18 protein-coding genes and 1 pseudogene are annotated in these 25,041 nt (G+C 66.4%); 9 read left to right on the top strand and 10 right to left on the bottom strand.

Features of this window, described 5'->3' with window-relative positions:
• Positions 1-58: 58 nt before the first annotated feature.
• From JWS14_RS03535 to JWS14_RS03525, 3 genes are all read right to left on the bottom strand, one after another.
• Positions 59-1,747 (bottom strand): ABC transporter substrate-binding protein, encoded by a 1,689-nt coding sequence (locus tag JWS14_RS03535; protein ID WP_095863851.1) that lies wholly within the window; start codon positions 1,745-1,747, stop codon positions 59-61.
• A gap of 111 nt (positions 1,748-1,858) precedes the next feature.
• A complete protein-coding gene (locus JWS14_RS03530) occupies positions 1,859-2,989 on the bottom strand; it encodes an acyl-CoA dehydrogenase family protein (RefSeq protein WP_072941279.1) in 1,131 nt (376 codons plus the stop codon).
• The gene (locus JWS14_RS03525) at positions 2,986-4,098 is read right to left on the bottom strand and encodes a rhodanese-like domain-containing protein (RefSeq protein WP_206012508.1); all 1,113 of its coding nucleotides are present in this window, start codon (positions 4,096-4,098) and stop codon (positions 2,986-2,988) included. Before JWS14_RS03525 ends, JWS14_RS03530 begins: the two co-directional genes overlap by 4 nt.
• 451 nt (positions 4,099-4,549) lie before the next feature.
• Between JWS14_RS03525 and JWS14_RS03520 the strand changes: the two genes are divergently transcribed.
• Both JWS14_RS03520 and JWS14_RS03515 read left to right on the top strand, forming a co-directional pair.
• Positions 4,550-5,923, top strand: a complete 1,374-nt coding sequence (locus JWS14_RS03520) for an NtaA/DmoA family FMN-dependent monooxygenase (protein ID WP_206012507.1) — start codon at positions 4,550-4,552, stop codon at positions 5,921-5,923.
• The gene (locus tag JWS14_RS03515; RefSeq protein ID WP_206012506.1) at positions 5,920-7,206 is read left to right on the top strand and encodes an acyl-CoA dehydrogenase family protein; all 1,287 of its coding nucleotides are present in this window, start codon (positions 5,920-5,922) and stop codon (positions 7,204-7,206) included. Before JWS14_RS03520 ends, JWS14_RS03515 begins: the two co-directional genes overlap by 4 nt.
• A gap of 66 nt (positions 7,207-7,272) precedes the next feature.
• Here the strand turns inward: JWS14_RS03515 and JWS14_RS03510 are convergent.
• The 3 genes and pseudogenes from JWS14_RS03510 to JWS14_RS03500 form a co-directional block, all read right to left on the bottom strand.
• Positions 7,273-7,836, bottom strand: a pseudogene (locus JWS14_RS03510) (sulfite exporter TauE/SafE family protein); the annotation flags it as partial.
• A 179-nt stretch (positions 7,837-8,015) separates the two neighbouring features.
• Entirely contained in the window at positions 8,016-9,383 is a 1,368-nt protein-coding gene (locus tag JWS14_RS03505; protein WP_206012505.1) for an NtaA/DmoA family FMN-dependent monooxygenase, read from the bottom strand.
• Positions 9,384-9,417: 34 nt separating this feature from the next.
• Positions 9,418-10,647: an LLM class flavin-dependent oxidoreductase gene (locus JWS14_RS03500; protein WP_206012504.1), complete on the bottom strand. Its 1,230-nt coding sequence runs from the start codon at positions 10,645-10,647 to the stop codon at positions 9,418-9,420.
• 380 nt (positions 10,648-11,027) lie between these two features.
• On the opposite strand from JWS14_RS03500, the gene JWS14_RS03495 reads away from it, so the two are divergent.
• Both JWS14_RS03495 and JWS14_RS03490 read left to right on the top strand, forming a co-directional pair.
• The gene (locus tag JWS14_RS03495; RefSeq protein ID WP_206012503.1) at positions 11,028-12,137 is read left to right on the top strand and encodes an acyl-CoA dehydrogenase family protein; all 1,110 of its coding nucleotides are present in this window, start codon (positions 11,028-11,030) and stop codon (positions 12,135-12,137) included.
• Between the two features lie 30 nt (positions 12,138-12,167).
• On the top strand, positions 12,168-13,232 hold the full coding sequence (locus JWS14_RS03490) for an LLM class flavin-dependent oxidoreductase (protein ID WP_095863858.1): 1,065 nt from the start codon (positions 12,168-12,170) through the stop codon (positions 13,230-13,232).
• A 129-nt stretch (positions 13,233-13,361) separates the two neighbouring features.
• Here JWS14_RS03490 and JWS14_RS03485 read toward each other — a convergent pair whose 3' ends face one another.
• Genes JWS14_RS03485 through JWS14_RS03470 form a run of 4 tightly spaced genes read right to left on the bottom strand, consistent with a single transcriptional unit; the run spans position 13,362 to position 17,909 of the window.
• The gene (locus JWS14_RS03485) at positions 13,362-14,393 is read right to left on the bottom strand and encodes an aldo/keto reductase (protein ID WP_072941267.1); all 1,032 of its coding nucleotides are present in this window, start codon (positions 14,391-14,393) and stop codon (positions 13,362-13,364) included.
• 47 nt (positions 14,394-14,440) lie between these two features.
• Complete coding sequence (locus tag JWS14_RS03480) at positions 14,441-15,667, bottom strand: acyl-CoA dehydrogenase family protein (RefSeq protein WP_206012502.1); 1,227 nt, start codon at positions 15,665-15,667, stop codon at positions 14,441-14,443.
• A complete protein-coding gene (locus tag JWS14_RS03475; protein WP_206012501.1) occupies positions 15,664-16,635 on the bottom strand; it encodes an LLM class oxidoreductase in 972 nt (323 codons plus the stop codon). The genes JWS14_RS03480 and JWS14_RS03475 overlap by 4 nt, the downstream gene beginning before the upstream one ends.
• A 29-nt stretch (positions 16,636-16,664) precedes the next feature.
• Positions 16,665-17,909, bottom strand: a complete 1,245-nt coding sequence (locus JWS14_RS03470; protein ID WP_206012500.1) for an LLM class flavin-dependent oxidoreductase — start codon at positions 17,907-17,909, stop codon at positions 16,665-16,667.
• Positions 17,910-18,382: 473 nt separating this feature from the next.
• Here JWS14_RS03470 and JWS14_RS03465 point away from each other — a divergent pair, with 473 nt between their 5' ends.
• From JWS14_RS03465 to JWS14_RS03445, 5 genes are all read left to right on the top strand, one after another.
• Positions 18,383-19,315, top strand: coding sequence for a family 2A encapsulin nanocompartment shell protein (locus JWS14_RS03465; RefSeq protein WP_072941258.1), 933 nt, complete (start codon positions 18,383-18,385; stop codon positions 19,313-19,315).
• Entirely contained in the window at positions 19,287-21,194 is a 1,908-nt protein-coding gene (locus JWS14_RS03460; RefSeq protein WP_206012499.1) for a family 2A encapsulin nanocompartment cargo protein cysteine desulfurase, read from the top strand. Before JWS14_RS03465 ends, JWS14_RS03460 begins: the two co-directional genes overlap by 29 nt.
• Positions 21,195-22,078: 884 nt before the next feature.
• On the top strand, positions 22,079-23,194 hold the full coding sequence (locus JWS14_RS03455) for an ABC transporter substrate-binding protein (protein ID WP_241031256.1): 1,116 nt from the start codon (positions 22,079-22,081) through the stop codon (positions 23,192-23,194).
• Between the two features lie 37 nt (positions 23,195-23,231).
• A complete protein-coding gene (locus JWS14_RS03450; RefSeq protein ID WP_206012498.1) occupies positions 23,232-24,104 on the top strand; it encodes an ABC transporter ATP-binding protein in 873 nt (290 codons plus the stop codon).
• The gene (locus JWS14_RS03445) at positions 24,085-24,939 is read left to right on the top strand and encodes an ABC transporter permease (protein WP_241031255.1); all 855 of its coding nucleotides are present in this window, start codon (positions 24,085-24,087) and stop codon (positions 24,937-24,939) included. Before JWS14_RS03450 ends, JWS14_RS03445 begins: the two co-directional genes overlap by 20 nt.
• Positions 24,940-25,041 lie beyond the last annotated feature (102 nt).

Raw genomic sequence — 25,041 nt, 5'->3', positions numbered from 1 at the left:
TGTGTGTCTACACGGCGTCCCGGGCCGGTCCGTAGGGGACCGACCCGGGACGGGTTGATCAGCTCTGGTCGATCCAGGTGCGGAGGAAGTGCAGCCGGCTGGTGGCGTCGAGGTCGATATCGTGGACGCCCTTCGACGCGGCCACCTGTGACGGCTCGAACACCGGGTCGTACAGAACGTACTCGTCGAGGACGAGTTCCTGCGCCTGTTCGGTCAGTGCGGCCCGCTGCGTCGGGTCCAGCGTGGACTCGAGTGCTTCGAGCGTGTCGGCGATCTTCTGCCGGTCGGGGAAGTCCGCGGGGATGCGAGCGGAGTTGCCCCGGTCAGGGTTGAAGTTGACGTTCAGGATCGCGGGATCGTTGCGGCTACGGTTGGTGTTGATCAGGTGGTATTCCTTGTTGACCTGGTCGGTCGGGATGTTGCTTGCGTCGAACTGGAAGTCGAGGTCGACGCCGATCTCCTTGAGCGACGCCTGGATCGATTCGTACGTGTATCGGCTGTTCGGGACCAGATAGTGCCCGGTCGCCTTGAGCGTCAGCTTCTTTCCGTCCTTCTCCCGGATGCCGTCGGCCCCGACCTTCCAGCCGGCCTCGTCGAGCAGCCGCTTGGACTCCTCGAGGTCGAACTTCAACACGTCGTCGGTGTAGTCGGTCGATCCTTGGACGTGTGCGGCGAGTACGGACTTCGCCTGCCCCTCGGACGGAGCGAGAACGGTGTCCTTGAACCCGGCGCGGTTGGTGGCCCGCACGATCGCGCGGCGGACGTTGATGTCGTTGGTGGGCTCGAGGCTGGTGTTGATGTTCCAGCCGAGATTGAGTCCGGCGATCGTCCGCGAGGTGATATCGAAGCCCTGCGCCTCGAGGACCGTCTCGTCGGTGGGGAGGATGTCGAACGCAGCCTGTACCTCTCCGGACTGCAGTGCGCCCGTGCGCACGCTCGCTTCGGGGATCGTCACGAACTCGACCTTGTCGAGGTAGGCCGGACCCTCGTGGTTGAGGCCGGGAGCGCCCCAGTTGTAGTCGGCGCGCTTGGTGAGCACCGTGCGCTCCTTGGGCGCGTACTCGGTCACGACGAAGGGGCCGGTGCCGACGATGTTCGTCGGGTCGAGCCGCTGCTCGGCGTTCGACGAGAGGGTCTTCTGGCCGATGATGCCGGGCTGGTTGTTGCCGGAGTACGAGATGAACTGGAGGAAGCTGGCCGACGGGGACTTGAAGACGATCTTGACGACGTTGTCGCTGACGACCTCGCTGCCCTGGTAGGACTTCAGGTGGGTGGCGCCGTTGGGCTTGATGCCGAGCGCCGGATCTCCGAAGACGTACTGGTCGAAGTTCTTCTTCACGATGTCGGCGTTGAACGGGGTGCCGTCGCTGAAGGTGACGCCCTCACGCAGCGTGAACGTGAATTCGGTGTTGGTGTCGTTGACCTCCCAGGCGGTGGCCAGCCAGGGACCGATCTCGCCGGTCTCCGGATCCTGCCAGGTCAGTTTGTCGAAGACACTGTTGCCGTAGTTGCTGGCCGCGAAGGACGTGTTCAGGTGTGGGTCGAGCGACTCGGGGGAGCTGAGAAGCGCGATCCGCAGGGTGCCGCCGCTCTGCGGATCGCCGCTTCCGGTGCCGCCCGCAGCGTCGACGGTGCTGCTGCATCCGGTCAGAGCGAGGACACCGGTCAGTGCGAGAACGCCGAACACGCCTCGGAATCGTCGGCGGCGCTCGCGCACCGGCCGTGGGGCGTGAACTGTTGTTTCCATGGGCAGGAATATATGGTCAAAGTGACTGGCGGGCACGATATTAAAGCGCAGTGAATCTAACGGCAATCGCGTGCGGCGACTCCTCTGCGTGCCGTGCCACGCCACAGGTTCTCAGTGGTGTGCCGCTGCCGCGATGTGTGCGAGCTGGGCTGCCCGCGAGTGTTCGTTCTGGCTCTGGATCTGAAGGAACTGCGCGGAACGGGCGTGCAGCGCAGCGGTATCGGTGTCGAGAATCCCCGATCCCGCCCGTGAGACGGTCAGTGCCCGGGCGATCTCGTGTAGCGAACGGAGTACCTCGACCTTCAGCGTGAGCCGGTCCTCGAAATACTGCGGGCCTTTCGGATCCGATGCCGCCCGATCGGTCAGGGAGTAGGCCAGTGCCCGATAGCGGGCGAACTGCGGTGCCCATGCCTGCGCTACTGCGACGGCCGCATCAGTGCCGGAGGCGTCCAATTCGTCGAGGATCGCGCGCGCCACCCCGAACACCTGCGGCCTGACGTCGCTGACGATGTTCTGATCACGGTGATTCCATTCGGATCTCGGGGTGCGTTTGACGATGTTCGACTCGGCGACGAAGGCTCCCTCGAAAGTGACTCGCCACGTGCGGCTTCCGTTGGCGGCGACGAGACCCAGCGGCTCGGCGCGCAACCGCTCGTCGTCGGCCGGGATCAGCGCGAGCAGCTGGGTCTCGGTCGTGGGGTCGATCGCGGCGACGGACAGCAGGGTGTTGAGCCCCCAGCCGCTCACCCAGGACACCGTGCCGGTGATCGTCCATCCGCCGTCGACCGGGGTGGCGCGGACATATCGGGTGGGGTAGTGCCGGGCGTCGCTGACCGCGGTCCCGGTGAGGATCTCCCCGCGTAGCACCCGCTCACCGAGTTCGCCGATCGGCTCGCCACTGTCGGCCAGATCGGTGAAGTGGACGATCAACCCCGTGTGCTGTGCCCAGGCGAGCCACGTGTTGAAGTCGCCGTAGGCGAGGTGCTCGTGGACCCGGCGTTCGGCGGCCTTGTCCAACTCGGCGCCACCGAACCGGGCCGGGGCCAGATGGTTGAGCAGCCCGAGGCGCCGCAGTTCCTCGACGGTGTCGGCGGTGAGGCCCTCGCGGTCGGTCTGCAGAGCCCGGGGTGCGAGCGTGTTATACGCGAAGTCCCGAACCTGCGCCACCAGTGGGAGCTCGTCGGCGGCGTCGACCCGGTCGGCGCTGCTCGCGTCGATAGACACGTCCAGGGTGGAGGTCATCGGGCGATGCCCGACTCGAAATCGTGGAGCAGCAACGCGATCTCGAATCCGCGGCGCTGGAGCCAGTGTGAGACGACCGCGGCGCGGGCACCGGTGAGGTCGTCGATCAAGACCACGCGCGCGCCGCGCACGGCGATGGTGCGGTAGGAGACCCCGAGCAGCTGTCCCCCCTCGGACGTGATCGATCCGGGTACGTGCCCCTGCTCGAACTCCTCCGGCGTGCGCACGTCGAGAAGGTACGTGGTGCGGTCCGGGTCGGCCGCCCACGCCTGCGCGGTCTCGACGTCGATGCGGGGGAACGTGTCGTTGGCGGTGATGGTCTCCACACGCTGTGCGGCTGCCTCCCGCGCGGCGTTGTCGACCGGTGCATAGACGGCGGTCGCGCCGGTTTCCAGCTCGAGGTTCTCCTCCTTCCACGCCCGGGTGCCGTCGTGCAGGTAGGAAACCTTGTTCGGGACACCGGAGTCGATGAGCGTCTGGGCGCCGATGATCGCGCGTGGCAGGCCCGCGCAGGAGACAACGACGTGGGTATCGGGGGAGGGCACGACGTTCGCGAACCGCAGCAGCAACTCCGCGCCGGGCACGCCGACCGCGCCGGGGACGTGGCCGGCGGTGAACTCGGGCAGGGTGCGGGTATCGATGACGACGACGTCGGCGCCCTGGTCCTCGAGGGTCTTGAGTTCGGCGGCGGACACCGAGGGGGTGTCGCGTTCGTCGCGGATTCCCAGAGAGAAGTCCTTGCCGGGGACGTCGAAGGTCGGCAGGTCCTCGGTGCCGTTCCGGGTCCACTCGGGGATGCCGCCGGCGAGGACGTGCACCTCGCTGCGCCCGGCCTCGGCGAGGCGCTCGGCGAGGCGCTGCGCCACGCCGTCACCGCCGTCGACGAGGACGGTCCGTACGACCGCGCGGGGCACGTACCGGTCGATCTCGGCCTCGAGGCGGTCTGCGGGAATGTTGGTGGCGAACAGCGGCGACGCGTAGCCGACCTCGTCACTCGGTCGGATGTCGAGGACGGCGAGTTCCGCATCGTCGGCCAGCCACAGCCGGAGGGTGTCGACGTCGATGGTCTTCTCGACGGTGGAGGCCTTGTCGATCGATGAAGTGCTCACGGAGTGTTGCCCACCTTCGCTGGTTAGCGGTTGGAATGATTCGCGGCGCGGCGGCCGATGGCCACACCGTAGCCCGGGTATCGGGCGCCGACGGTCATGAGAGCGATGCCCGAACCGTGCGCCCGCCCGTGACCCGCACCGATGCGCCGAGTTCGGAAATGAAATCACGCTGGTTCCAGTGTTGTCATCGGCTGGACGCGTAACGCGAAGGACCGGCGAGAAACACACTGTCCCATCAGTGTTCGGTATTTCAACCACTGCGATCGTATTCGTTGACGGGACCGGCGGTGAGTCGGTCAGATGGGAGGGACGCTGTGCCCCACGCTCGCCGACCCTGCGGCGAACCACCGGCGGCCCCCGGGGCGGCGCCCACTCGCGCCCAGCTGAAAGTGCTGCGGCGGAGTCGCATTGATGCTGCACCTATCAACATCCATCGAACGGAGGATTCGACATGAGCACCGGAACCGACACGCCGGCACGGCGACCACAGCGGAGGTTGACGCTCGCGGCGTCCATCGTCGGTGCCGGTGCGTCCAGGAAGGCGTGGAACTGGCCCGGCACCACGTGGAATCGTTTCGCGGACTGGGAGCACTATCGGCGGTCCGCCGAGATCGCGCGATCGGGAACCCTCGACGCCGTGTTCGTCTCGGATCATCCGGCGCTGCAACGCACCGCCGACAACGGGCCGAGCCACCTGTTCGACCCGATCGTGCTGTTCTCGGCTATCGCGGGTGCGATCCCGGACATCGGCTTCGTGCTGACGGCGTCGACGAGCTACAACTCGCCGTACAACCTCGCCCGCCGACTCGCCAGTCTCGACTCCATCGCGGGTGGACGGGTGATCTTCAACGCCGTCGCCAACTTCAACCCCGACATCGCCGCGAACTTCTCGGCGGACGAACTGCTCGACCGGGAGGACCGCTACCGCAAGGCCGACGAGTTCCTCCGGGTCGTCAAGGAACTGTGGCTGTCCTGGGACACCCCGGAGGGACCGGAGCCCACGGGTCCGCTGTGGGACGAGACGACGGCGCGAACGATCGACCATCACGGCGAGTTCTTCGACGTGCGTGGCCCCCTCAACGTCCCGGTCGGTCCGCAGGGACACCCGGTGATCTCGCAGGCAGGCGCCTCCGCGCAGGGTATCGACTTCGCAGGCAAGCACGCCGAGATCGTGTACGCGGCGCTGCTGGGGAAGCAGGCGGCACTCGACTACGCGGCCACACTCGACGCTGCCGCCCGCAGGCACGGCAGACCCGCCGACAGCATCCGGCTCTTTCCCGGCGTCAACGTGTACCTCGGCGACACCCGAGAGGAAGCGCTGCGTCGGCACGAGGTTTTCAGCGGCGCCGGCAGCGAGGACGATCTGATCGCCCGCTTCCTCGAGCAGCAACGCGTACTGAACCCGGCGTTTCCCCGGTCCGTCGACGTCGACCGACCGCTGAAGGCAGAATGGTTCGAGCCGCAAGAGGACCAGACCCGCCCTGTCGGCTTCAGCAGGGCGGTCCAGGATCTGGTGCGCACCGAGGAACCCACCACCCGGCAGATCATCCGACTGGTCGGTGGCGCAGGGGGCCATCGACTCGTCATCGGGACCCCCAAGGAGGTCGCCGACGCGCTGATCGACTGGTGGGCGGCCGGGGCCGTCTCCGGCTACAACGCCCACTTCCCCCTGCTGCACGACGATCTGGAGCGCTTCGTGCAGCAGGTGGCCCCGATCCTCCAGGCCGAGAGCGTGTTCCCGACCGAGTACGACTCGCCGACCATCCGTGGCCGCTTCGGCCTTCCCGACCCGCGCACCGCCCATTCCACCCAGGAGAACCGATGACCACCGATCTTGCCGTCGAACCCGTGAGTGCGAGTGCCCGCCCCACCGACGAGGAACTGCTCGCCAAATACCGCCCGGTGTTCGCGCGGATCGCCGAGGGGGCGCTCGAGCGGGAAACGAGTGGCCGCCTCGCCCTCGAGGAGGCCGGGTGGCTCCGTGAGGTGGGGTTCCCCGCGGTGCGGGTGCCGCGGGAGTTCGGCGGCGACGGTGCCAGCCTGCGACAGCTCTACCTGCTCGTCATCGAGCTCGCGGCCGCGGAATCGAATCTGCCGCACGCCCTTCGGGTGCACTCGCGGTTCGTGGAGGACCGCTGGCGCGAGCGTCACACCCCGCGTGGGCAGGAGTGGCTGCGCCGCATCGGTGACGGCATCGTGTTCGGCACCGCGGTCAGCGAACGGGATGGCACGTTCCAGAAGCCCGCGACGACGCTGCGCGAGGTGGACGGCCGCCTGGTGGTGAACGGCACCAAGTACTACAGCACCGGCGCCCTCTACGGGGACTACCTCACCGTCGCGGTGCTCGATGAGGCAGGCGACCGGCACACCGCCGTCGTCAAGGCCGACGCCCCGGGCGTCGAGCGCATCGACGACTGGGCCGGGTTCGGGCAGCGGGCCAGCGCCAGCGGCACCACCGTCTTCACCGACGCCGAGGTGGAGGGACTCGGTTTCCTGTTCCCGCCACCGGGCGGCACCGCCGGGCACCTCGCGCACTTCCAGCGGACGCACCTGGCGACGATCGCCGGCATCGTCCGCCGGGCGACGGACGAGATCGCCGACTTCGTACGCCGCAGGCACCGCACCTACCCGCAGGCGAAAGCACCTGTTGCCGCAAAGGATCCGCTGATCCAGCAAGTCGTGGGCCGTGCCGACGCCGCCGCCTACGCGATCCGCGCCACCGTCCTCGATGCCGCCGCGTCACTCGATGCCGCCGCCGAAGCCCGGTACGCGCTGACCATCACCCCGGAAGCGGAACGCACCCCGAAGGGGGAGGAGGAGGCCGTGGCGCTGGAATTGAAGGCGGAGCTGGACGCGTACCGGGCGCAGTCCATCGTGCTCGAGCTCGGGTTGAAGACGACGACGGAGATCTTCGAGGTGGGCGGTGCGTCCGCGCTGGACTGCAAGTATCAGTTCGACCGGCACTGGCGCAACGTGCGAACCCTCGCCTCTCACAACCCCCTGATCTACCGCGAGCAGCAGCTCGGCGACTATGTCCTCAACGGCACCCCGCCGGCATTCCTGTCGCCCGAGGGTGCGTCGGTGATCGGCACGCCGCCCGCGAGCTGATCTCGGGTTTCGGACCACCACGACGGTGCGGGTTGGGTTGGGCGCACTATGGCAGTGCGGGTTCGGGACTGCCCCGACCCAGCCTGCGTTGACACCCTGCGTCCCCAGGCTGAACAGGAATCCGAGGCTTGCCGCAACGGCGATGACGAACTCGCTCGTGTCGATCGATCCGATTACTTTCCGTGGTTCCAGGCGGCCGCTGGCGAGAATCGCCGGGGTGCCGACGGGACCCCAGCCGCCGCCTCCGGTCGCGTCCACGAATCCCGCGACGAGTCCGAGTGGGGCGAGGAAACGTTTGCGGAGCGGTTTCCCGAGTCGGTCGTGGGGGATGCCCTGGAACGTGAATCGGATGAGGATGTACAACCCCAAGGCGAGCAGGATCAATGCCATCACCGGTGCCGCTGCTTCGGTCGACAGATTCGACAATACCGTCGCGCCGATGAATGCGCCGATCGCTCCGGGAAGGGCGGTCCTTCGTACCACCTTCCAGTCGACGTTGCCGAATCGCCAGTGGGACAGACCTGAGATCAGTGTGGTTCCGATTTCGGCGAGGTGAACGGTGGCCGAGGCGGTCGCCGGATTGATGCCGATGGCGAGTAGCAGGGTGGTCGTGGTGACGCCATAGGCCATTCCGATGAGCCGAGTTGGAATTTGCCTGATCGAATTACTTGTAGTTCTTCGATTTGAGGGATCTGGCACGAAAGTGCCAGTGATTCTGCAGGATCCGCGGAGAGCGTGTGTCGCTCGGGGGTTCCACCCGGCCCCGGAATGATTGCGAAAGTGTCTGTGCCGAACAGCCATACACTCTCCTACGCCTGCGTGGCTGCGGAGATCCGGTCGTGCGGCACCGGCAGGCCGAGGTTGTCGCGTAACGTTGTTCCCGTGTACTCGGTGCGCAGCACGCCCCGGTCCTGTAGCAGCGGCGCCACGTGATCGACGAACTCGTCGAGGCCGGAAGGCACGAGGTGGGAGCCGATGATGAATCCGTCGGAGCCGTCGTTCTGCACGAACGCATCGATCTTCTCTGCGACCTGTGCGGCGGTGCCGACGATCGGGCCACGTTCGAACTGGTCGATGACGGTCTCCCGCAAGGTGAGCTTGTTCTCCTCGGACACCGCTCGCAGTCTTGCGACGGTCTCGAACCGGTCCTGGTACGTGAATGCGCGGCCCTGGATGATCGGTGGCGCGTCGGGATCCGGTTCGATGCCCGGGACGGGTCCGTCGGGGTCGAACGCGGAGAGATCGCGGTTCCAGATCTGCTCGAGCAGGATCAGCGCGGTCTGGCCGGTGACCTGCTGGTTGCGGACCTCATGGTACTTCTCCCACGCCTCGGCCTCGGTGTCGCCGAGGACGAAGCTTGCCGAGGGGAGGATCTTGATGTCGTCGGCGTTCCGCCCGAACGAGACCGCACGGGCTTTGATGTCGCGGTAGAACTCAGCGGCCTCGGGCAGCTTCCCGTAGGGCGAGAAGATCGCGTCGGCGTTGCCTGCCGCAAAATCGCGCCCCTGCGGCGACACGCCGGCCTGCAGCAGGACCGGTCGGCCCTGGGGGCTGCGCGGCACTGTGAACCGGCCGCGGATGTCGAATTGACTGCCGTGATAGTCGAAGGTTCCGGCGCCCGGACGGCGCAGGAAGCGGCCGTCTTCCTTGTCGGCCACGACGTCGTCACCGCGCCACGAATCCCACAGCTGCCGCACCACTTCGAGGGTCTCCTCGGCGCGCTCGTAGCGCTGCGAGTGGTCCAGGAACCCACCGCGTCGGAAGTTCTGACCCGTGAATGCGTCGAACGACGTCACCACGTTCCACGCCGCTCGACCACCCGACAGCTGGTCGAGCGACGCGAATTGCCGCGCGAGTTCATACGGCTCGTTGAACGTGGCGTTGATGGTTCCTGCCAGTCCGAGGTGATCGGTGACGGCGGCGAGGGACGCGAGCACTGTGAACGTGTCGGGGCGGCCGATGATGTCCTGGTCGAAGATCTGCCCGGCGCGCTCGCGCAGGGCGAGACCCTCGGCGAGGAAGAAGAAGTCGAACTTGCCGCGCTCGGCGGTCCGTGCGGTGTGTTCGAACGAATCGAACTCGATCTGGCTGCCCGCCCGGGGATCCCACCATGCGGTGTGGTGGTTGACGCCGCCGAGGTAAGCGCCGAGGATGGCCTGCTTCTTGGGTGTGCTCATCGGAACATGTCCTTGTCTGAAGGGTCGCGGGGTCTCAGGCGGCCGGGGTTCCCGTGGCGTACCGGTTGGGAACGTCGGTGGGTAGGCCGAGTAACCCGCGCAGGGAGGTGTCCGGATACGCGGTGCGGAACAGGCCGCGTTGCTGCAGGATCGGCACCAGCCGGGACGACACGGCGTCCAGATCGTCGACCGCGACACCCGGCCGCAACCGGAAGCCGTCGAATCCCAGCTGCTGCCATGCCGCGAGCCGGTCCGCGAGCTCGTCCGCGGAGCCGGTGAACACGGCGGCGTCCGAGGCGAACTCGATCCCGGCGAGACCGTCCAGGCGATGCAGCCGGGCTGCCCCGGATTCGCGGTCGTTGTCGAGGAACACCACCAGGTCGGCATAGACCCGGAGCGGCTCACCGGTGCGCCCGACCCGTTCGGACGCCGCGGCGACATCGGCGAGAACTGACTGCGCGTGGACGTCGTCGGCCGGGGTGACGAACACGAGGTCGGCACCGCGTGCCGCCAGTTCGTACGGCAGTGCCTGGTGGGCGAGTGCGGTGACCACCGGCTGCCCCTGCGGCGGTCGCGGTGTGATGGAGGGGCCGCGGACGCTGAAGTAGCGACCCTCGAAGTCGATGTAGTGCAGCTTGTCACGGTCGATGAACCGGCGGGTTTCGACGTCGCGGATCTCTGCGCCGTCCTCCCAGCTGTCCCACAGCCGGCGGACGACCTCGACGAAGTCGCCGGCCTCGTCGAACAGGTCGACCAACACCTGCGGCAGCGTGCCCTCCGCGATGGCCGCCCAGTCCTGCTCGGTGAGTTCCGGGACGGTGCGGCGGCCGAAGTGCGCGGCCTCATCGGCGTGCCCGGACACCGTGACCTGCCATCCCGCGCGACCGCGGGAGGTGTAGTCCAGGGTCGCGATGCCTTTCGACACGTGGAACGGCTCGGTGTGCGTCGTGGTGATCGTCGGGATCAGGCCGAGGTGCCGCGTGAGCGGGGCGATCCTCGCCGCGACGAGGTGCGCGTCGATGCGCGCCCGGACCCGGTCCACGGAGTCGGCCGCGTCGGGTGGGTGGCGATTCACCGGTGCCGCCAGACTGTCCTCGATGGTGACGAAGTCCAGCAGGCCGCGCTGCGCGACGGCAGCGAGGTCGGTCCAATAGGCGCCGGTGAACAACGCGTCCGGGTGCGAGTTCGGCTCGCGCCACGCGGCGGGATGCCAGCCCGCACCGTCGAGGGCGGCGGCGAGATGCAACGGGGTATTCGAGGTCATCGACGAAGTCTCCAGTCTCGGGAAGAGCAGTGACGGTGAAACGGCTCGGTCGCACCACGAACCAAGGGGTCTCTCGGTCGCTCCGGATGGTCGCGTGCGAGCCTACGGTTCGTCGTCTGTTCGAGCGCCCCTTTACTTCAGCTCGATCGAAACCTCGGCAGCCGAAGGTGCAGTTGCGCTGCATGTTTCCGATCGGGACGAATTAATGTCCGATCGCATCGAACTGTCCCACGTCAGGCCCTGTTTCTCGTCGTGGAGGACGGAGGCGGTGACCGAGCGACGGTGACAACCGGGGCTATTCTCTCGATGTCCGGATGCCGGCCACCGTCACTCGTCGCGTGCCAGGCATCCCTCTGGGACCGAAGTAGGGAAGGGGCGACATGACAGCGGCGAACACGGCCGTTAGTGCGGCCGAATCCGTGACCGCCGCAGACCGCCACCCATTTGTCGCTCGGGTGCGGGAGTACGCCGAACGAGTACTGCGCCCCGAAGCCCTGTCGACCGACCGTGACGGAGTCACCGGAGAAGTTATCGCCGAACTCGCTGCGCTGGGGCTCCTGAACCATCAAGCGCCGCGGGAATACGGTGGCCTCGACATCGACCGCAACACCGATCGCCGCCTGCACGAGATCATCGCCGGCGCGTGCTTCAACACGTGGCTCGTCTGGGCTCAGCACGCGCCGATGGCCGAGCGAATCGTGGAATCCAGGAAACCGGGCGAACCGGTGTCGGAGCTCGCCGAGCGAATTCTGCGTGGCGAACTCGTGCTCGGTGCCGGAGTCAGCGACGTCCGGAGGTTTCCCGACCATTACATCGCGGCGGAAAGGGCGAGCGGCGGCTGGATCTTCACCGGCGCCATCTCCTGGGTCAGCGGGTGGGGGCTCAACAACGCCCTGACTGTCGCCGCGGTGGAAAGGCAGACGGAGACCGTGGTCACCGCGCTCGTGCCGGTGAGCGACCGCACGCACAGCGTCGGCCCGCTCCGACTCGGCGCCGTCGCCGGCAGCAAGACCGCGCGGGTCGAGCTCGACGACGTGTTCGTACCCGACGAGCACGTGCTCTCCGCCCAATCGCTGGAGACCACGCGGTTCAATGACATCGGCACGGCGAGCGACGCACGCGGTCACCACTTCGGGCTTGCAGAAACAGTCCTCCGAGAGTTGGAGCAGTCCGGACACCCGCTCGCCCAGGACGTGGCGGCGACGTGGCGGCCACGCATCGCGCGGATTCGGAGCACCGCGTACGAGCTGTCCGATGAGGCCATTGCCGCGGGAGGCGGTCCGCATCGGATCGGCGAACGCCTCGCGACCAAGGTCGCCAGCGGCGAGGCGTTGTCCACGATCACCCGAGCTCTGCTCATAGCGCGGGCCGGTCGGGGACTGAGTGGCGACGACACGGCGCAGCTCCATGCACGGTCGGCGCTCTTCGTCCTGGTCCAAGGACAAACCACCGACGTTCGCCGAGCCCAGCTCGCCGAACTCGCCCGCTGATCACCACCACCGAACAGGAATCACCATCCCATGAGTCTCGAATTCCTCTGGTATATCCCGAATCAGGTGACGCCGGGACACCGCGGCGAGCCCGTCACGGTCGACCACAACAGCCTCGACACCCTCACGGCCCAGGCGGAGGCCCTGGAGGAACACGGCTGGAAGGGCGCATTGATCGGCACCGGTTGGGGTCGCCCGGACACCCTCACCGTCGCCACGGCCCTCGCTGCCCGGACGTCGACGTTCGAGCCACTCGTCGCGGTTCGGCCCGGGTATTGGACCCCGGCTCACTTCGCCTCCGCTGCAGCGAGTCTCGACCACCTGTCCGGTGGCCGGGTCCGGGTCAACATCGTGTCCGGGAAGGACAACCTGGGAGCGTACGGCGAACGCGAGAGCGACCAGGCCGCCCGCTACACCCGCACCAAGGAGTTCCTGCAGCTCGTCCGGAAGCTGTGGACGGAGGAGAACGTCACCTACCATGGCGAGCACTTCCAGGTCACCGACTCCACGGTGCTGCCCCGGATCGCGCCGCGCGGAGACCGGCTCCACCCGAAGCTCTACTTCGGTGGGGCCTCCGACGCCGCTGAGCGGGTAGCGGCCGCCGAAGCCGATGTCCAACTCTTCTGGGGCGAACCCCTCGAAGGGGTGCGGGAACGGATCGAGCGCCTGCGGGCGCTGAGTGAGGAACTCGGCCGAGAGCACGCACCGCTCGAGTTCGGTCTGCGGATCACCACCCTCGTCCGGGACACGACCGAGCAGGCCTGGGCCGAAGCGGAAGCGAAGGTAGCGGAGATGGCGAAGAACCAGGGTGCACCGGCCCAGAACCCGCACCGCCAGACCGCCGTGGGACAGCAGCGACTCCTCGACCTCGCTACTCGCGGCGAGGTGCTCGACGACAATCTGTACACCGCACCCGGCAAGTTCGGTGGCGGCGGCGCAGGCACCACCTGGCTGGTCGGTTCCCCGGAGGACGTCGCGAAGTCGTTGCGCAAGTATCAGGACCTCGGCATCACCCATTTCGTGCTGTCGGACACCCCGTATCTGCGGGAGATCGAACGTCAGGGCACTCAGCTGCTGCCGCTACTGGGGGAGTGAGCGCGGAAGCGCTAGCCAGAGGGGGGAACGAGCCTGGCGTTCACTGTCGCCCGCCCGAGCCGATGCCGCGGTTGTCGCAGCATCGGCCCGGGCGGGCTTTTCAGTTGTCGTCTGCCGAAATCTGCTCGGTCAGAGCTCGAGCCCCGTGCCGTGCACGCCGTGTTCCTCTATGAGCGCCAGTTCGTCGTCGGTGAGCGCCGGGAAGTTCAGGGCGGCGATGTTGTGGTCGAGTTGCTCGGTCGAACTCGCCCCGATCAGCGCCGACGTGACCTCCGGCCTGCGCAGTACCCACTGCAACGCGAGCTGGGCGAGTGACTGCCCGCGGGCCTCGGCGATCTTGTTGAGTTCGGCGGTGCGCTGCCGGTACGTCTCGTCGATCACATCCGGCGTCAGGAATGAACTGTTCTGCGCCCGTGCGTGTTCGGGAATCGTCTCCAGGTACTTGTCGGTCAGGAGGCCCTGCGCCAGCGGCGAGTACACGATGAGCCCGAATCCGTCCTGGTGGGCGGTGTCCAGCAGGCCGTTCTGTTCGGGGCGCCGGTCGTAGATCGAGTAACGCGCCTGGTGGATGAGCAGCGGGACACCGGCCTGGCGGAGCAGTTCGGCGGCCTCGTGGGTGCGATCGGGGAGGTAGTTGGAGATGCCGACGTAGAGCGCCTTGCCCTGCTCCACCGCGCTGACCAGTGCACCGACCGATTCTTCCAGCGGCGTGCTGAGGTCGGGGCTGTGGTGGTAGAAGATGTCGACGTAGTCGGTGCCGAGGTCGCGCAGACTGTGGTCGAGCGAGGTGAGGATCGACTTGCGCGAGCCGCCCTTGAGATAGGGGCTCGGACCGATCGGATTGCCTGCCTTGGTCGACAGGATGAGTTCGTCCCGGTAGGGCGCGAGGTCCTTCGCGAGAACCCTGCCGAAGTTCTGCTGGGCCGCGCGGTGCGGTGGGCCGTAGCGGTCGGCGTTGTCGAAGTGGGTGATCCCCAGGTCGAATGCGTGGAGGATGATCTCCCGCTGGGTCGCAAAGGCGTAGTCGCTACCGAACTTCTGCCACAGGCCGAACGAGAAGGCAGGCAGATCGAGGCCGGAGTTTCCGGAGCGACGGTAGGGGACCTTCTCGTAGCGGTCCTCGGCGGCGGCGTAGGTGAGGTCGAAGGGGCTGGCGGTCATCGGTGTCGACTCTTCCGTTCTGATCGGTTGTTGTTGTGGGTCGGTGGTCAGAAAAGGCCGGTGGTGGGTGGTTCCTCGCCGGTCAGGTGGTAAGCCCCCGCGATCGCCTGCTTCCACTGCCGCGGGTTGTGATTGGCGGCCGTGCGCGCGTTGCGCCAGTGCCGGTCGAATCCGAGGTCTCGATTGGTGATGGAGCCACCGCCCACGTCGAAGAGCAGTTCCGCAGCCTCGAGCGCGGACTCGATTGCGATCGCGCTCGCGTGCGCGACGTGAACCGCGGCAGCAGCACCGGCGGTGCGTGCGGCGGGCCCGGTGAGTCCCCGGACATCTTCCAGTGTCTCGGCTGCCAACAGCACGACGGCCCGCGCCGCCTGGGCGCGGCCTGCGATCTGCCCGATTGTCTGCCGCACATAGGGATCCTCGACGCTGGTGTCCGCGGAGCTGTGCTTGATCGGCCGGGCCTTCTCCCGCACGTACCCGACCGCGTCGTCGAGGGCTCGCGCGGCCACCCCGGCCTGTATCGCCGCGAGATAGAACTGCGCGAAACTGCCGGTCCACGGGTTGTCCGGCTGGGCCCGATCGGGGAAGGTCACTTCGTCGTCGGACACGCGCACGTTCGTCAGACGGGTCGTACCACTGGCCGTGAGCCGCTGGCCGACGGCGTCGAAGTCGTCGAGCCGCTCGACCCCCGGGCGGTCGACGGGAACCGTGAAGCGAACCACCGTGCCGTCCTCGGCCAGAGCTTGTGACGAGAACCAGGATGCGTACAGCCCACCGGTCGAGTAGTACTTCTCGCCGTCGACCACCCAGCCACCACCCTCACGCCTGGCCGTGGCGTTCACCTGTCCGCTTGCGCCTCCGGTTCGCTCATTGCTCGTTCCGGCGAACAGATCCCGGTTGCGCAGCCGCGTCAGAATCACGTCGCGGTGCGGCAGATCGGGCCGACTCGATATCTGCTCGGCGACGAGGAAACTGCTGCGCAATGCCTGCGCCACACTGGAGTCGGCGCGCGCCACTTCGATGACGACGTCGGCCACATCACGCAGCGAACCACCAGCACCACCGTCCTCCCGGGCGACGCCGACCAGCACGATCCCCGCGTCGGCGAGTGCACGGACCTCGCCGAAAGCGTAGTCGCGCGCCTTCTCCCGCGCCCCGGCGGTATCGCCCAGACGGCGCAGGACGGGGCGGACTGCAGCGCGGATACCCGCCACGGTGAGTCCGGAGACCGATGTCGCTTCGATCGACTCGTGTTCCGGGTACACAGCGGTCATGACAACGCCTCCACGGTGTCGCGCAGGCCGAGGGATGCCCGCAGCGTCGGTCCTGTCGAGGCGGACAGCAGCGGCACGAGCGTGCGTACCGCGGCCAGGACGCCGTCGACCCCTCCGGTGGGTACCAGCTCCACAGCGTCCAACTTGTCGCGGTCGATCCAAGCGGCGAGCTCGTCGGCCAGTGTGCGTGCACTGGCGCCGGCGGACAGCGTCACACCGACGCGCCCGATGAGAGCGACGTCCTCGCGCTTTCGGCCGGCCTGCTCGAGGCCGGCAGTCAGAGCGAGGTCTGCGCCCGCCGACTGCCCCCGATCGACGACCACGGCGTCGGCGGACCGTGCCACTGCCGCCCAGCCGAGCACGTCCAGGTCGGCGGCGACGACGACCGGGCGTCCCTCCAGGGACGATGGGCCGTCCAGTGGCCCCGCGACTCGGTAGAAGCGGCCTTCGTGGTCGATCGCCCGGATCAATGCGTCGTCGACGACCAGTGCGCGTTCCTGGTCCCCGATCAGCGCGTCCCGGGGGAAGGATTCCCACAGGCGCGTGAGGATCTGGGCGTATTCGGACCAGCGCTCCACTGGAGCGGCGGCGACCGGGTCCGGCACGGTGGCCGCACTCACCTCGTCGCCTGCGCCGGGGCGCAGGACCACACCGACCCGGCCGGCGGTGGCGCGGTCGAACGACAGGACGCGCCGAGCCACGTTGTACGGCGCGTTGTGGGTCGTCGGCACCTCCACGAGGTAGCCGATGTCGCCGAACCGGCCGGCGAGATACGCACCGGCCACGCTCGGGTCGATCGCTCGACGGCCACCGGCAGTGTCCAACAGGCGCAGCGCGGCGACGCCGGCCTCCCGCGCCGCCTCGGTGACCGTGACCGCCGCGGCCGGCGAGACGGGGTCGAAGCGGTCGGGCTCGGCACCAGCGCGTGCGTCGCCGACGGCGAGGTCGATCAGGATCGGGGTACTCATGTGTTGCCTCTTCTGGTTTCTGAGACTGTTCAGGGAGCGGCTTGGAGAGGTCCGCGGTCCCACACCCCGGCCGGTAGGTCGGGGACGTCGAGACCGAGGTGGTCACGCAGGGTCGTTCCGTCGTACTCCGTGCGGAAGAGGCCGCGCCGCTGCAGCTCGGGGATGAGGTGGTCGGCGAAATCGTCGAAGCCGGAGGGCAATACGTCGGGCATCACGTTGAACCCGTCTGCGGCGCCGTAGTGGAACCATCGCTCGATGTCGTCGGCGACCTGCTCGGGGGTGCCGACCACGATTCGGTGCCCACCACCCCCCGACAGCTTCTTCAGTAGCTGTCGCAGGGTCGGGTTTTCCCGGTCGATGATGTCCTTCACGACCCGGTAAAAGGTCTGTGACCCGCCGGCCTCGTCCGGTTCGGCGAGCAGCTCCGCAGGAATCGGTTCGTCGTCGGCAAGCCCGTCCAGCGAGAAGCCGAGTTGTCCCGCGAGCCGGCCGCGCGCGTAGGCGTCGGGGAGCAGGTCGTCCAGCAGCTCGCGCCGCTCGATCGCCTCGGCCTCGGTACTGCCGAGAACAGTCGACAGTCCAGGCAGGATCACGATCTCGTTCGGGTTCCTGCCGAAACGCCGGGCACCGTCGCGTAACTCTGTGCGGAAAGCCTTCGCCTTCCGAATGTCCTGTTCGGCGGAGAAGACGACCTCGCCGACGCGCGATGCCAGCTGCTTGCCGTCGCTGGAGCCTCCCGCCTGGACGACGACCGGGCGACCCTGGGGTGAGGGGAATTCGGTTCTGGCGGCCCATGCGGCGACGACCTGTTCCACGAATTCTGCTGCCCGCCGGTAGCGGAGGCCGTGGTCCGGCTCACCGGTGCGTCCGAAGTTGCGCGCGGCGATCGGCCCCGCCGTCGTGACGACGTTCCAGCCGAACCGGCCACCACTGAGGTGATCGAGGTCGCCGAGTCGTCGGGCGAGCTCGACAGGATCGTTGTAGGACGATGACAGCGTCGCAATCAGCCCGATCCGCTCGGTCTGTGCAGCAACCCGCGCCAGTACCGTGGTCGGCTCGAGGTTGTTGCCTGTCCGGTGCGTGATACTCGGGTCGAGCGAAGGTCCGTCAGCAAGAAATACTGCGTCGAGCTTGGCGGCCTCCGCCTTCTTCGCGATCGAGGTGTAGTGGTCGATCGTGTAACTGGCCAGGCCGTCCGTCGCTGGGAATCGCCACGATCCACCGAACACCCCGGCGTTGAGGATATTGACGTTGATGTGAAGCCGGCCGCTCACTCGGTGGTCCTTTCATCGATGACGGGTGTGGATCGATCGGATCACTGTCGTCGAATGGCCATGGAATGGGAATGGTTCGAATCGTGCAGATTCACTGGAAAGAGTCTTAAGCCCGCACCGCGCCGGTCGCATGGTCCTCGATTCCGCGGTCGACCAGAAGTGGCTGTGGAACGACGTGCTGTGGCAGCGGAACGTCTACCAGCGGTGGTCGGACCGGACTTGTGGCACTCGCCTACGCTTCGTGTCCACTGACACCAGTACAGACCTGAACTGAAGGGAAGCTCACAGCGGCGAGGTCGCGAACGAAAAGGGGCCGCGGGCCGCCCCCGGTGCAAGGCCCTGCGCGCGACGATTCTGTTCGTACACCGATCGTCGAGTCGTCGGAAAGCGGGGTCGATTCCCCCAGGTAAAGGGCCTAGGATTGGGACCTGTCGGGCGGCTGTCCGGCGCTTACGCTCGGGCAGGAGTGGCCGATGACGAATGCAAAACCGCAGCCGATGGCATTGGGTGATGATGCCGCGCGCACTCTGGCGAATGCGACCAAGTCCATTCCGCAGATGGAGTCGATCACCCCACGGTGGTTGGTGCACTGCCTGAGCTGGATCCCGGTGGAAGCCGGTATCTACCGGTTGAACCGGGTGGTGCATCCGGAGTCGGTCGATATCAAGTGTGACAACTTCGACGAGTCCCCGCTGCCGGAGACGTTCGTCGATTACGAGAAGGAACCGCGGGAGTATCGGCTCAAGGCCGTGCACACCATTTTGGACGTGCACACCAGGGTGTCCGACCTCTACTCGAGCCCGCACGACCAGATCGCGCAGCAGCTGCGGCTCACCATCGAGGCGATCAAAGAGCACCAAGAGGGCGAGCTGATCAACAGCCCGGACTACGGGTTGATCGCGAATACGGCGAAGAAGCAGAAACTCTCCACGGTCGGTGGGCCCCCGACGCCGGACGATCTGGACAACATGATCGCCAGGGCGTGGAAGGAGCCGGCCTTCTTCCTGACCCATCCCGAGGGGATTGCAGCGTTCGGCCGGGAATGCACGCGCCGCGGTGTACCGCCGCCGACCGTGAGCATGTTCGGTTCCCAATTCGTGACATGGCGGGGCATCCCGATCATCCCTTCGGACAAGGTCAAGGTCGAGGGCGGGAAGACGAAGTTCCTGCTGATCCGAACCGGCGAGTCCCGCCAGGGCGTGGTCGGTCTGTACCAGCCGGGCCTGGCCGGCGAGCAGGGGATGGGCCTGTCGGTGAAATTCATGGGAATCGACCGCAGCGCAATCGCGTCATATCTCGTCTCGCTGTACTGCTCGCTCGCGATCCTGACCGACGACGCTATCGCCTTGCTCGAGGACGCGGAGGTGGACAAGTTCCATGACTACGCCCCCTCATACCGGAAGTGAGCCGGACGACCAGCCAGGTTTCGGCGGATGGGAACTGCCCGACGAAGCGACGTTGAACAGGCTGGCCGGCGAATATTTCTCGCGCCTACCGGGGTCGGGTGCCGCCGCGTCACCGGCAGCTGCCGCGACAGACGGCGCGAGTCAGCCGGGCCAGGTGCCGGGCGCGTCGCTGGATACGGTCACCGTTCCCCAGGGCTTCGAGAGCCAGGTCCCCGTCGCGCCGGCGTCACCGACCGGCCCGCCGGGCGGATCATCCGCGAATAGCGCCGCAACGTCGTATGGCGCCACCCCAGCCGAGATCGCGGCGCCGTGGATAGACGAGGGTGTCTCACCGTCCGAACTGACCACCGAACTCCCAGGTGTGTCCACGGACGCCCCTGCATCGTCGTCGTTCTACTTCCTCGACCCACCGAACGGTTATCGGCCCGGGTCGGGCGGTGTCGACACGAGTCGCGGGTACACGATCCCCGTCTCGGCACAAGAGATTCCCGCGGTGTCCGATCGGGCGCGCGCGTCGATGTCCGCCCCATCGTCCTCCGACGTGGGAGCACCGAGCTTCTACTTTCTCGACCGAGGCACGGCAGGGGCCGACACTGCGCCGCAGATCGGACGGGCCGGGCCGCACGGACCCGCCGTGGCGGATGCGCATCCCGGATTCGACGTCAACGCGGTTCGACGTGATTTCCCGATCCTGGGCGAACGAGTAAATGGATATCCGTTGGTGTGGTTCGACAACGCCGCCACGACGCAGAAACCGCAGGTGGTGATCGACCGGATCAGCTATTTCTACGAACACGAGAATTCGAATATTCATCGCGCCGCACACGAATTGGCTGCGCGTTCGACCGATGCCTACGAGCAGGCACGGCAGACGGTGGCACGGTTCATCGGTGCCTCGTCGGCGGAGGAGATCGTCTTCGTCCGCGGCGCCACCGAGGCGATCAACCTGGTGGCGCAGACGTGGGGACGTAAGAACATTCGCGAGGGCGACGAGATCGTGATCGCGCATCTCGAGCATCACGCGAATATCGTCCCGTGGCAGATGCTGGCGTCGGAGACGGGCGCGGTGATCCGGGTGATCCCGGTGGACGACTCGGGGCAGTTGATGATGGGGGAGTACACCAGGCTGCTGTCGGACCGTACGAAGCTCGTGGCCGTGGCCCAGGTGTCGAATGCGCTGGGCACGATCACCCCGGTGCGCCAGATCACGGAAGAAGCGCACCGTGCGGGTGCGATCGTCTTGGTCGACGGCGCGCAGTCGGTGCCGCACACCAGGGTCGACATGCAGTCGTTGGACCCGGATTTCTTCGTCTTTTCCGGGCACAAGATCTTCGGCCCCACGGGGATCGGCGCGTTGTACGGCAAGTCCGACGTACTGGCGGATACCCCGCCGTGGCACGGCGGGGGGAACATGATCACCGACGTGACCCTCGAGCGGTCCACCTATCAGCTGCCACCAGGGAGGTTCGAGGCCGGTACCGGAAGTATCGCCGACGGAGTGGGGTTGGGTGCTGCCATCGAGTACGTGGAGCGGATCGGGATCGAGAACGTCAACCGTTACGAGCATGTCCTGCTCGAATACGCCACCGCAGAACTGAAGAACGTTCCGGGGTTGCGGCTGATCGGTACCGCGGCGGAAAAGGCGAGCGTGATCTCGTTCGTGCTCGCCGGGTACGAGCCGCTCGAGGTGGGTAAGGCGCTCAACTCGAAGGGCATCGCGGTGCGCGCGGGACATCACTGCGCGCAACCGATCATGCGGAGATTCGGTGTCGAGGGCACGGTGCGGCCGTCGTTGTCGTTCTACAACACCTGCGAGGAGGTGGACCGGATGGTCGCCGTCCTCCACCAACTGGCCGCCGATGCCGGTCGCCGCTCCTGACGGGCAACCCGGCCCCAGGTTCGCTGCCTGGATCACGACTTCGGTGCTTGTCGCGGTGCTGGTCGCGACCGCGTTTTCGACCGTGGTTGCCGGTGTCATCCTGCGCCATGCAGACTCGCGTTAGTCGGTCCAGGTCTGCGGTTGACCCAGATGTGGATACCGCAACTCGCCGAGTCAGCGAACGTACTGCTCGAATTGGGCCGTACGGACGATCGGGGCGAGGCCACGAACCTGGAGGTACTGGGCGCGATCTCGTTGAGAACGGCGCGCCAGTGCGAGTCGGGCAGCGGAGTGGACACCGCGGTCTCGAGCTCCCCGGCCCCGCGCTCCTCGTCTACCGCGCCGAGCCACACGATGTCGGGCAAACCCCAGCCCATCCCCGCACCGCCGATAAGTTCGCCCGCCGCCAACTGCCTTGGTGTGGTCGTGGCTTGATAGTCGGGGCGGAGCAGCCCGCACCGGCGGCCGGCCGAGCCTTCGGCTACACAGTCTCAGGGCACGCCCGCAGGGATGAGGGCGACATTCAGATGCAGTGAATCATGAGCTGATCAACTTATTGCACTGGGAAAGGATGATTCACAATTCCCATCTACAAGATTATTGCTCCATCGTTAATAAATTCTTCATATTCCGTCACCTCTTGCCCGGTCAAGCAAGTCCATATCCATTGAACCACTTAGTTTTACGCGGTCTCATGCTGCTTCGGGTCATGGGAGCTTGGCTCATGGTGAATCTATCCGTAGGAAAAGCCTGTGCCCGAGCTTTATCTTCTAAATCGAATTATTCCTCGGGAGTGACCGGCCAACCGGGAACCGACGACCACATCCACCGCGAGAGAGAGGAAATGCCGTGAGTGGCAGAACCACGCACCGGGAGGCGCGAGCATGAGCGTCTTCGGCAACATGCGCCTGACGAAGAAGTTGTCCACCTGGTCGGCGCTGTTGGTTGCAGCGCCGCTGGTGCTGGCCGGGTGCGGCAGTGGTAGCGATGACGACGGGGCGGTGACGTTCCGCTTCGCCAACTCGCCCACCGCCCTGTCGCTGGTCAGGATCGCTGACGAATTGGGGTATTGGGACAACGCCGGGGTCCGTCCGGAGTACGTCGGGCCTGCCACGGCTGTGCCCGCGGTGCAGTTGCTCGATCAGGGCGCGATCGACATCGCGACGGGCATGTTCAACAACGACATCGACGGGAAGGTGAAGGGCTTCAAGTTCACGGCCATCGCCTCGAGCATGCTCGACCTGCCCGACATGCCTCACATGGCCTACTTCACCAAGGCGGGCTCGGACATCACCAAGGAGAACCTGAAGGCCATCGAGGGCAAGACGATTGGTCTTTCCGGGTCCAACAGTTGCACAGACCTGGTGATCAAGCGATACCTGCAGAACAACGGTGTGGATCTGAACAAGGTCAACTTCCTCGAGCTCAAGAACGAGCTCATTGCACCAGCGATCGAAAGAGGCGAGGTCGACCTCGGGGTCTTCCACCCGCCGCTGGTCGGTGTGCTGCAGAGCCAGCCGGACAAGTTCACCCAGGCCTTCACGTCTTTCGAAGACTGGGGCCCGCTGGGTGGCCAGGCACCGTATGTCGCGAGCAACGCGTGGCTGCAGAAGTACCCGGACGCGGCGCGTGCGTTCGTGGGCGTGATCGCGAAGACGGCCAACTGGGCCAACGCCCACCCGAAGGAGTCCGCGGAGATCGCCGGCAAGACCACGGGATATCCGGTGGAGCAGACCACCAACTGGCACTACGCACCCAACGCTCTGCTCGACAAGGCGAGCCTGCAGCTGTGGTGGGATCTCGTGGAAGAGGTGGGTGAGCCGCTGCCGGGCTCGGAGAATCTGAAGCCCGAAGATGTTGCGACCAACGCCTTCAACCCCTACGCGAAGTCCGCAGACCTTCTGGAATCCCAGGAAGACAACACTGAGATCGTGACCGACGAGCAGAACGACGGGATCTTCAAGACGCACCTTGTCGACATCGAGGGCCTCGAAAAGTGATCCGGCGCCATCCGCACCCGACAGGAAGTCACACGACATGACTCAACAAGTGCTAGCTGAACGATTCGAGCAGGACGCGGGGCCGATCGCGCCCCCTGCCCAAGGTACGGACTGGAAGATAGAGGCGAAGCGCGTCGCCAAGATCTATCCGAAACCGGGATCGACGTCGACCAAGGACGCCACCGCAGTCCTCGACGGATTCGACCTGCAGATCAAGAGCGGCGAGTTTCTCTCCCTCCTCGGGCCGAGTGGTTGCGGTAAGTCGACGTTTCTGAACATTCTCGCGGGCTTGGAGACTCACAACGGCGGAGCTGTTCTCGTCGACGGTAAACGAGTCGAAGGCGTCAACAAGAACGTCGGCGTCGTCTTCCAGGGTTACGCTCTGTTCCCCTGGCTGACGGCGCAGAAGAACGTCGAGGTCGGCCTCAAGATCCGCGGCGTCCCCAAGGCGGAACGCAGGGCGAGGGCAGCGAAGGTGCTGAAGACGGTGGGCCTGGAAGCCGCCGCCAACCGGCTTCCTCACCAGCTCTCCGGTGGTATGCGTCAGCGGGTCGCGATCGCGCGCGTTCTCGCTTACGAACCCGACATCCTGGTGTTCGACGAGCCGTTCGCCGCCCTGGATGCGCAGACGCGTGAGTTCCTGCAGGGCGAGTTGCTGCGTATCTGGGAATCCGGTGACACGAAGAAGACGATCCTCTTCGTCACCCACTCGATCGACGAGGCCATCTTCCTGTCGGATCGGATCGCGGTCATGACCCGGGCACCCGGCAAGGTGAAGACGTTGTTCGACGTCGAGCTTCCGCGGCCCCGGGACAGCGACTCCCGCAACTCGGAGGAGTTCGCGCACATCCGGTCGCGCGTCGCACGCGTCCTCGGGGAGGAGGTGCACATTGGCAACGACGATCACTGAGCCGGCACGCGGCGAGGAACACCTGCTGGACGAGGATCTCACTCCGCCCAAGGCGCCCAACCCGTGGCTCGTGAAATACGACCGATTGATCTACGGAATCATCGGGCTGTCAGCCTTTTTGGTGCTCTGGTGGTGGATCGTTGATTCCGAGTACGTCAGTGCACTATATCTGTCGAAGCCACAGGATGTGGCCACGGCGTTCGTCGACGGACTTACGGACGGCACGTTGCGCTCCGAGATCTGGCCGAGTGTCGAGCGTGCGTTGACCGGATTCGCCATTGCGCTCGTGGCGGGCATCACCCTCGGCATCGTCGTCGGATCGTTCCCGATCTTCCAGAAGCTCGCTGAACCACTCCTGCTGTTCTTCCGGAATCTTTCGCTGCTCGCGCTTTTGCCGGTCTTCGTCGTGTTCCTCGGAATCGGCGAGGAGTCCAAGGTGGCCATTGTCGTGTGGGCCTGCTTCTGGCCGATCTTCATCAACGCGGTCGGAGCGGTCGGGGGTGTGGAGCGCATCCTGCTGAATGCGGCCCGGACACTCGGAGCCGGGCGGGTGTACATTTTCAGCCGCGTGGTTCTTCCGGCGGCGATCCCGGCGATCTTCCCGGGGATCCGTCTGGCTGCTGCGAACGCGTTCACGGCTCTCGTCGCCGCCGAGCTCGTCGGTGGTGCGCAGGGTTTGGGTATCTATATCAACAACGCCGCGTTGCGTTATCAGACCCCGCAAATGTATGCCGGCATCCTGACCCTCGGTCTCATCGGAATCCTCGTCAACGGCGTGCTCACCGGTGCCGAATGGCGACTGACCGCATGGCAGCGAGGACTGACGAACAAGTGACGAACACGCGAGTCCGTACCGACGTCCGCAACGGTCGGTAGATCGTCGTCAGCTTTCCGTGCACCCAGGAACCCGGCGCCCGAGTTCCTGGGTGCCGGTCGT

Origin of the sequence: Rhodococcus koreensis, from assembly GCF_017068375.1 — a bacterium.
Classification (GTDB): domain Bacteria; phylum Actinomycetota; class Actinomycetes; order Mycobacteriales; family Mycobacteriaceae; genus Rhodococcus_F; species Rhodococcus_F koreensis.
This window is presented reverse-complemented; position numbering and strand designations above follow the sequence as displayed.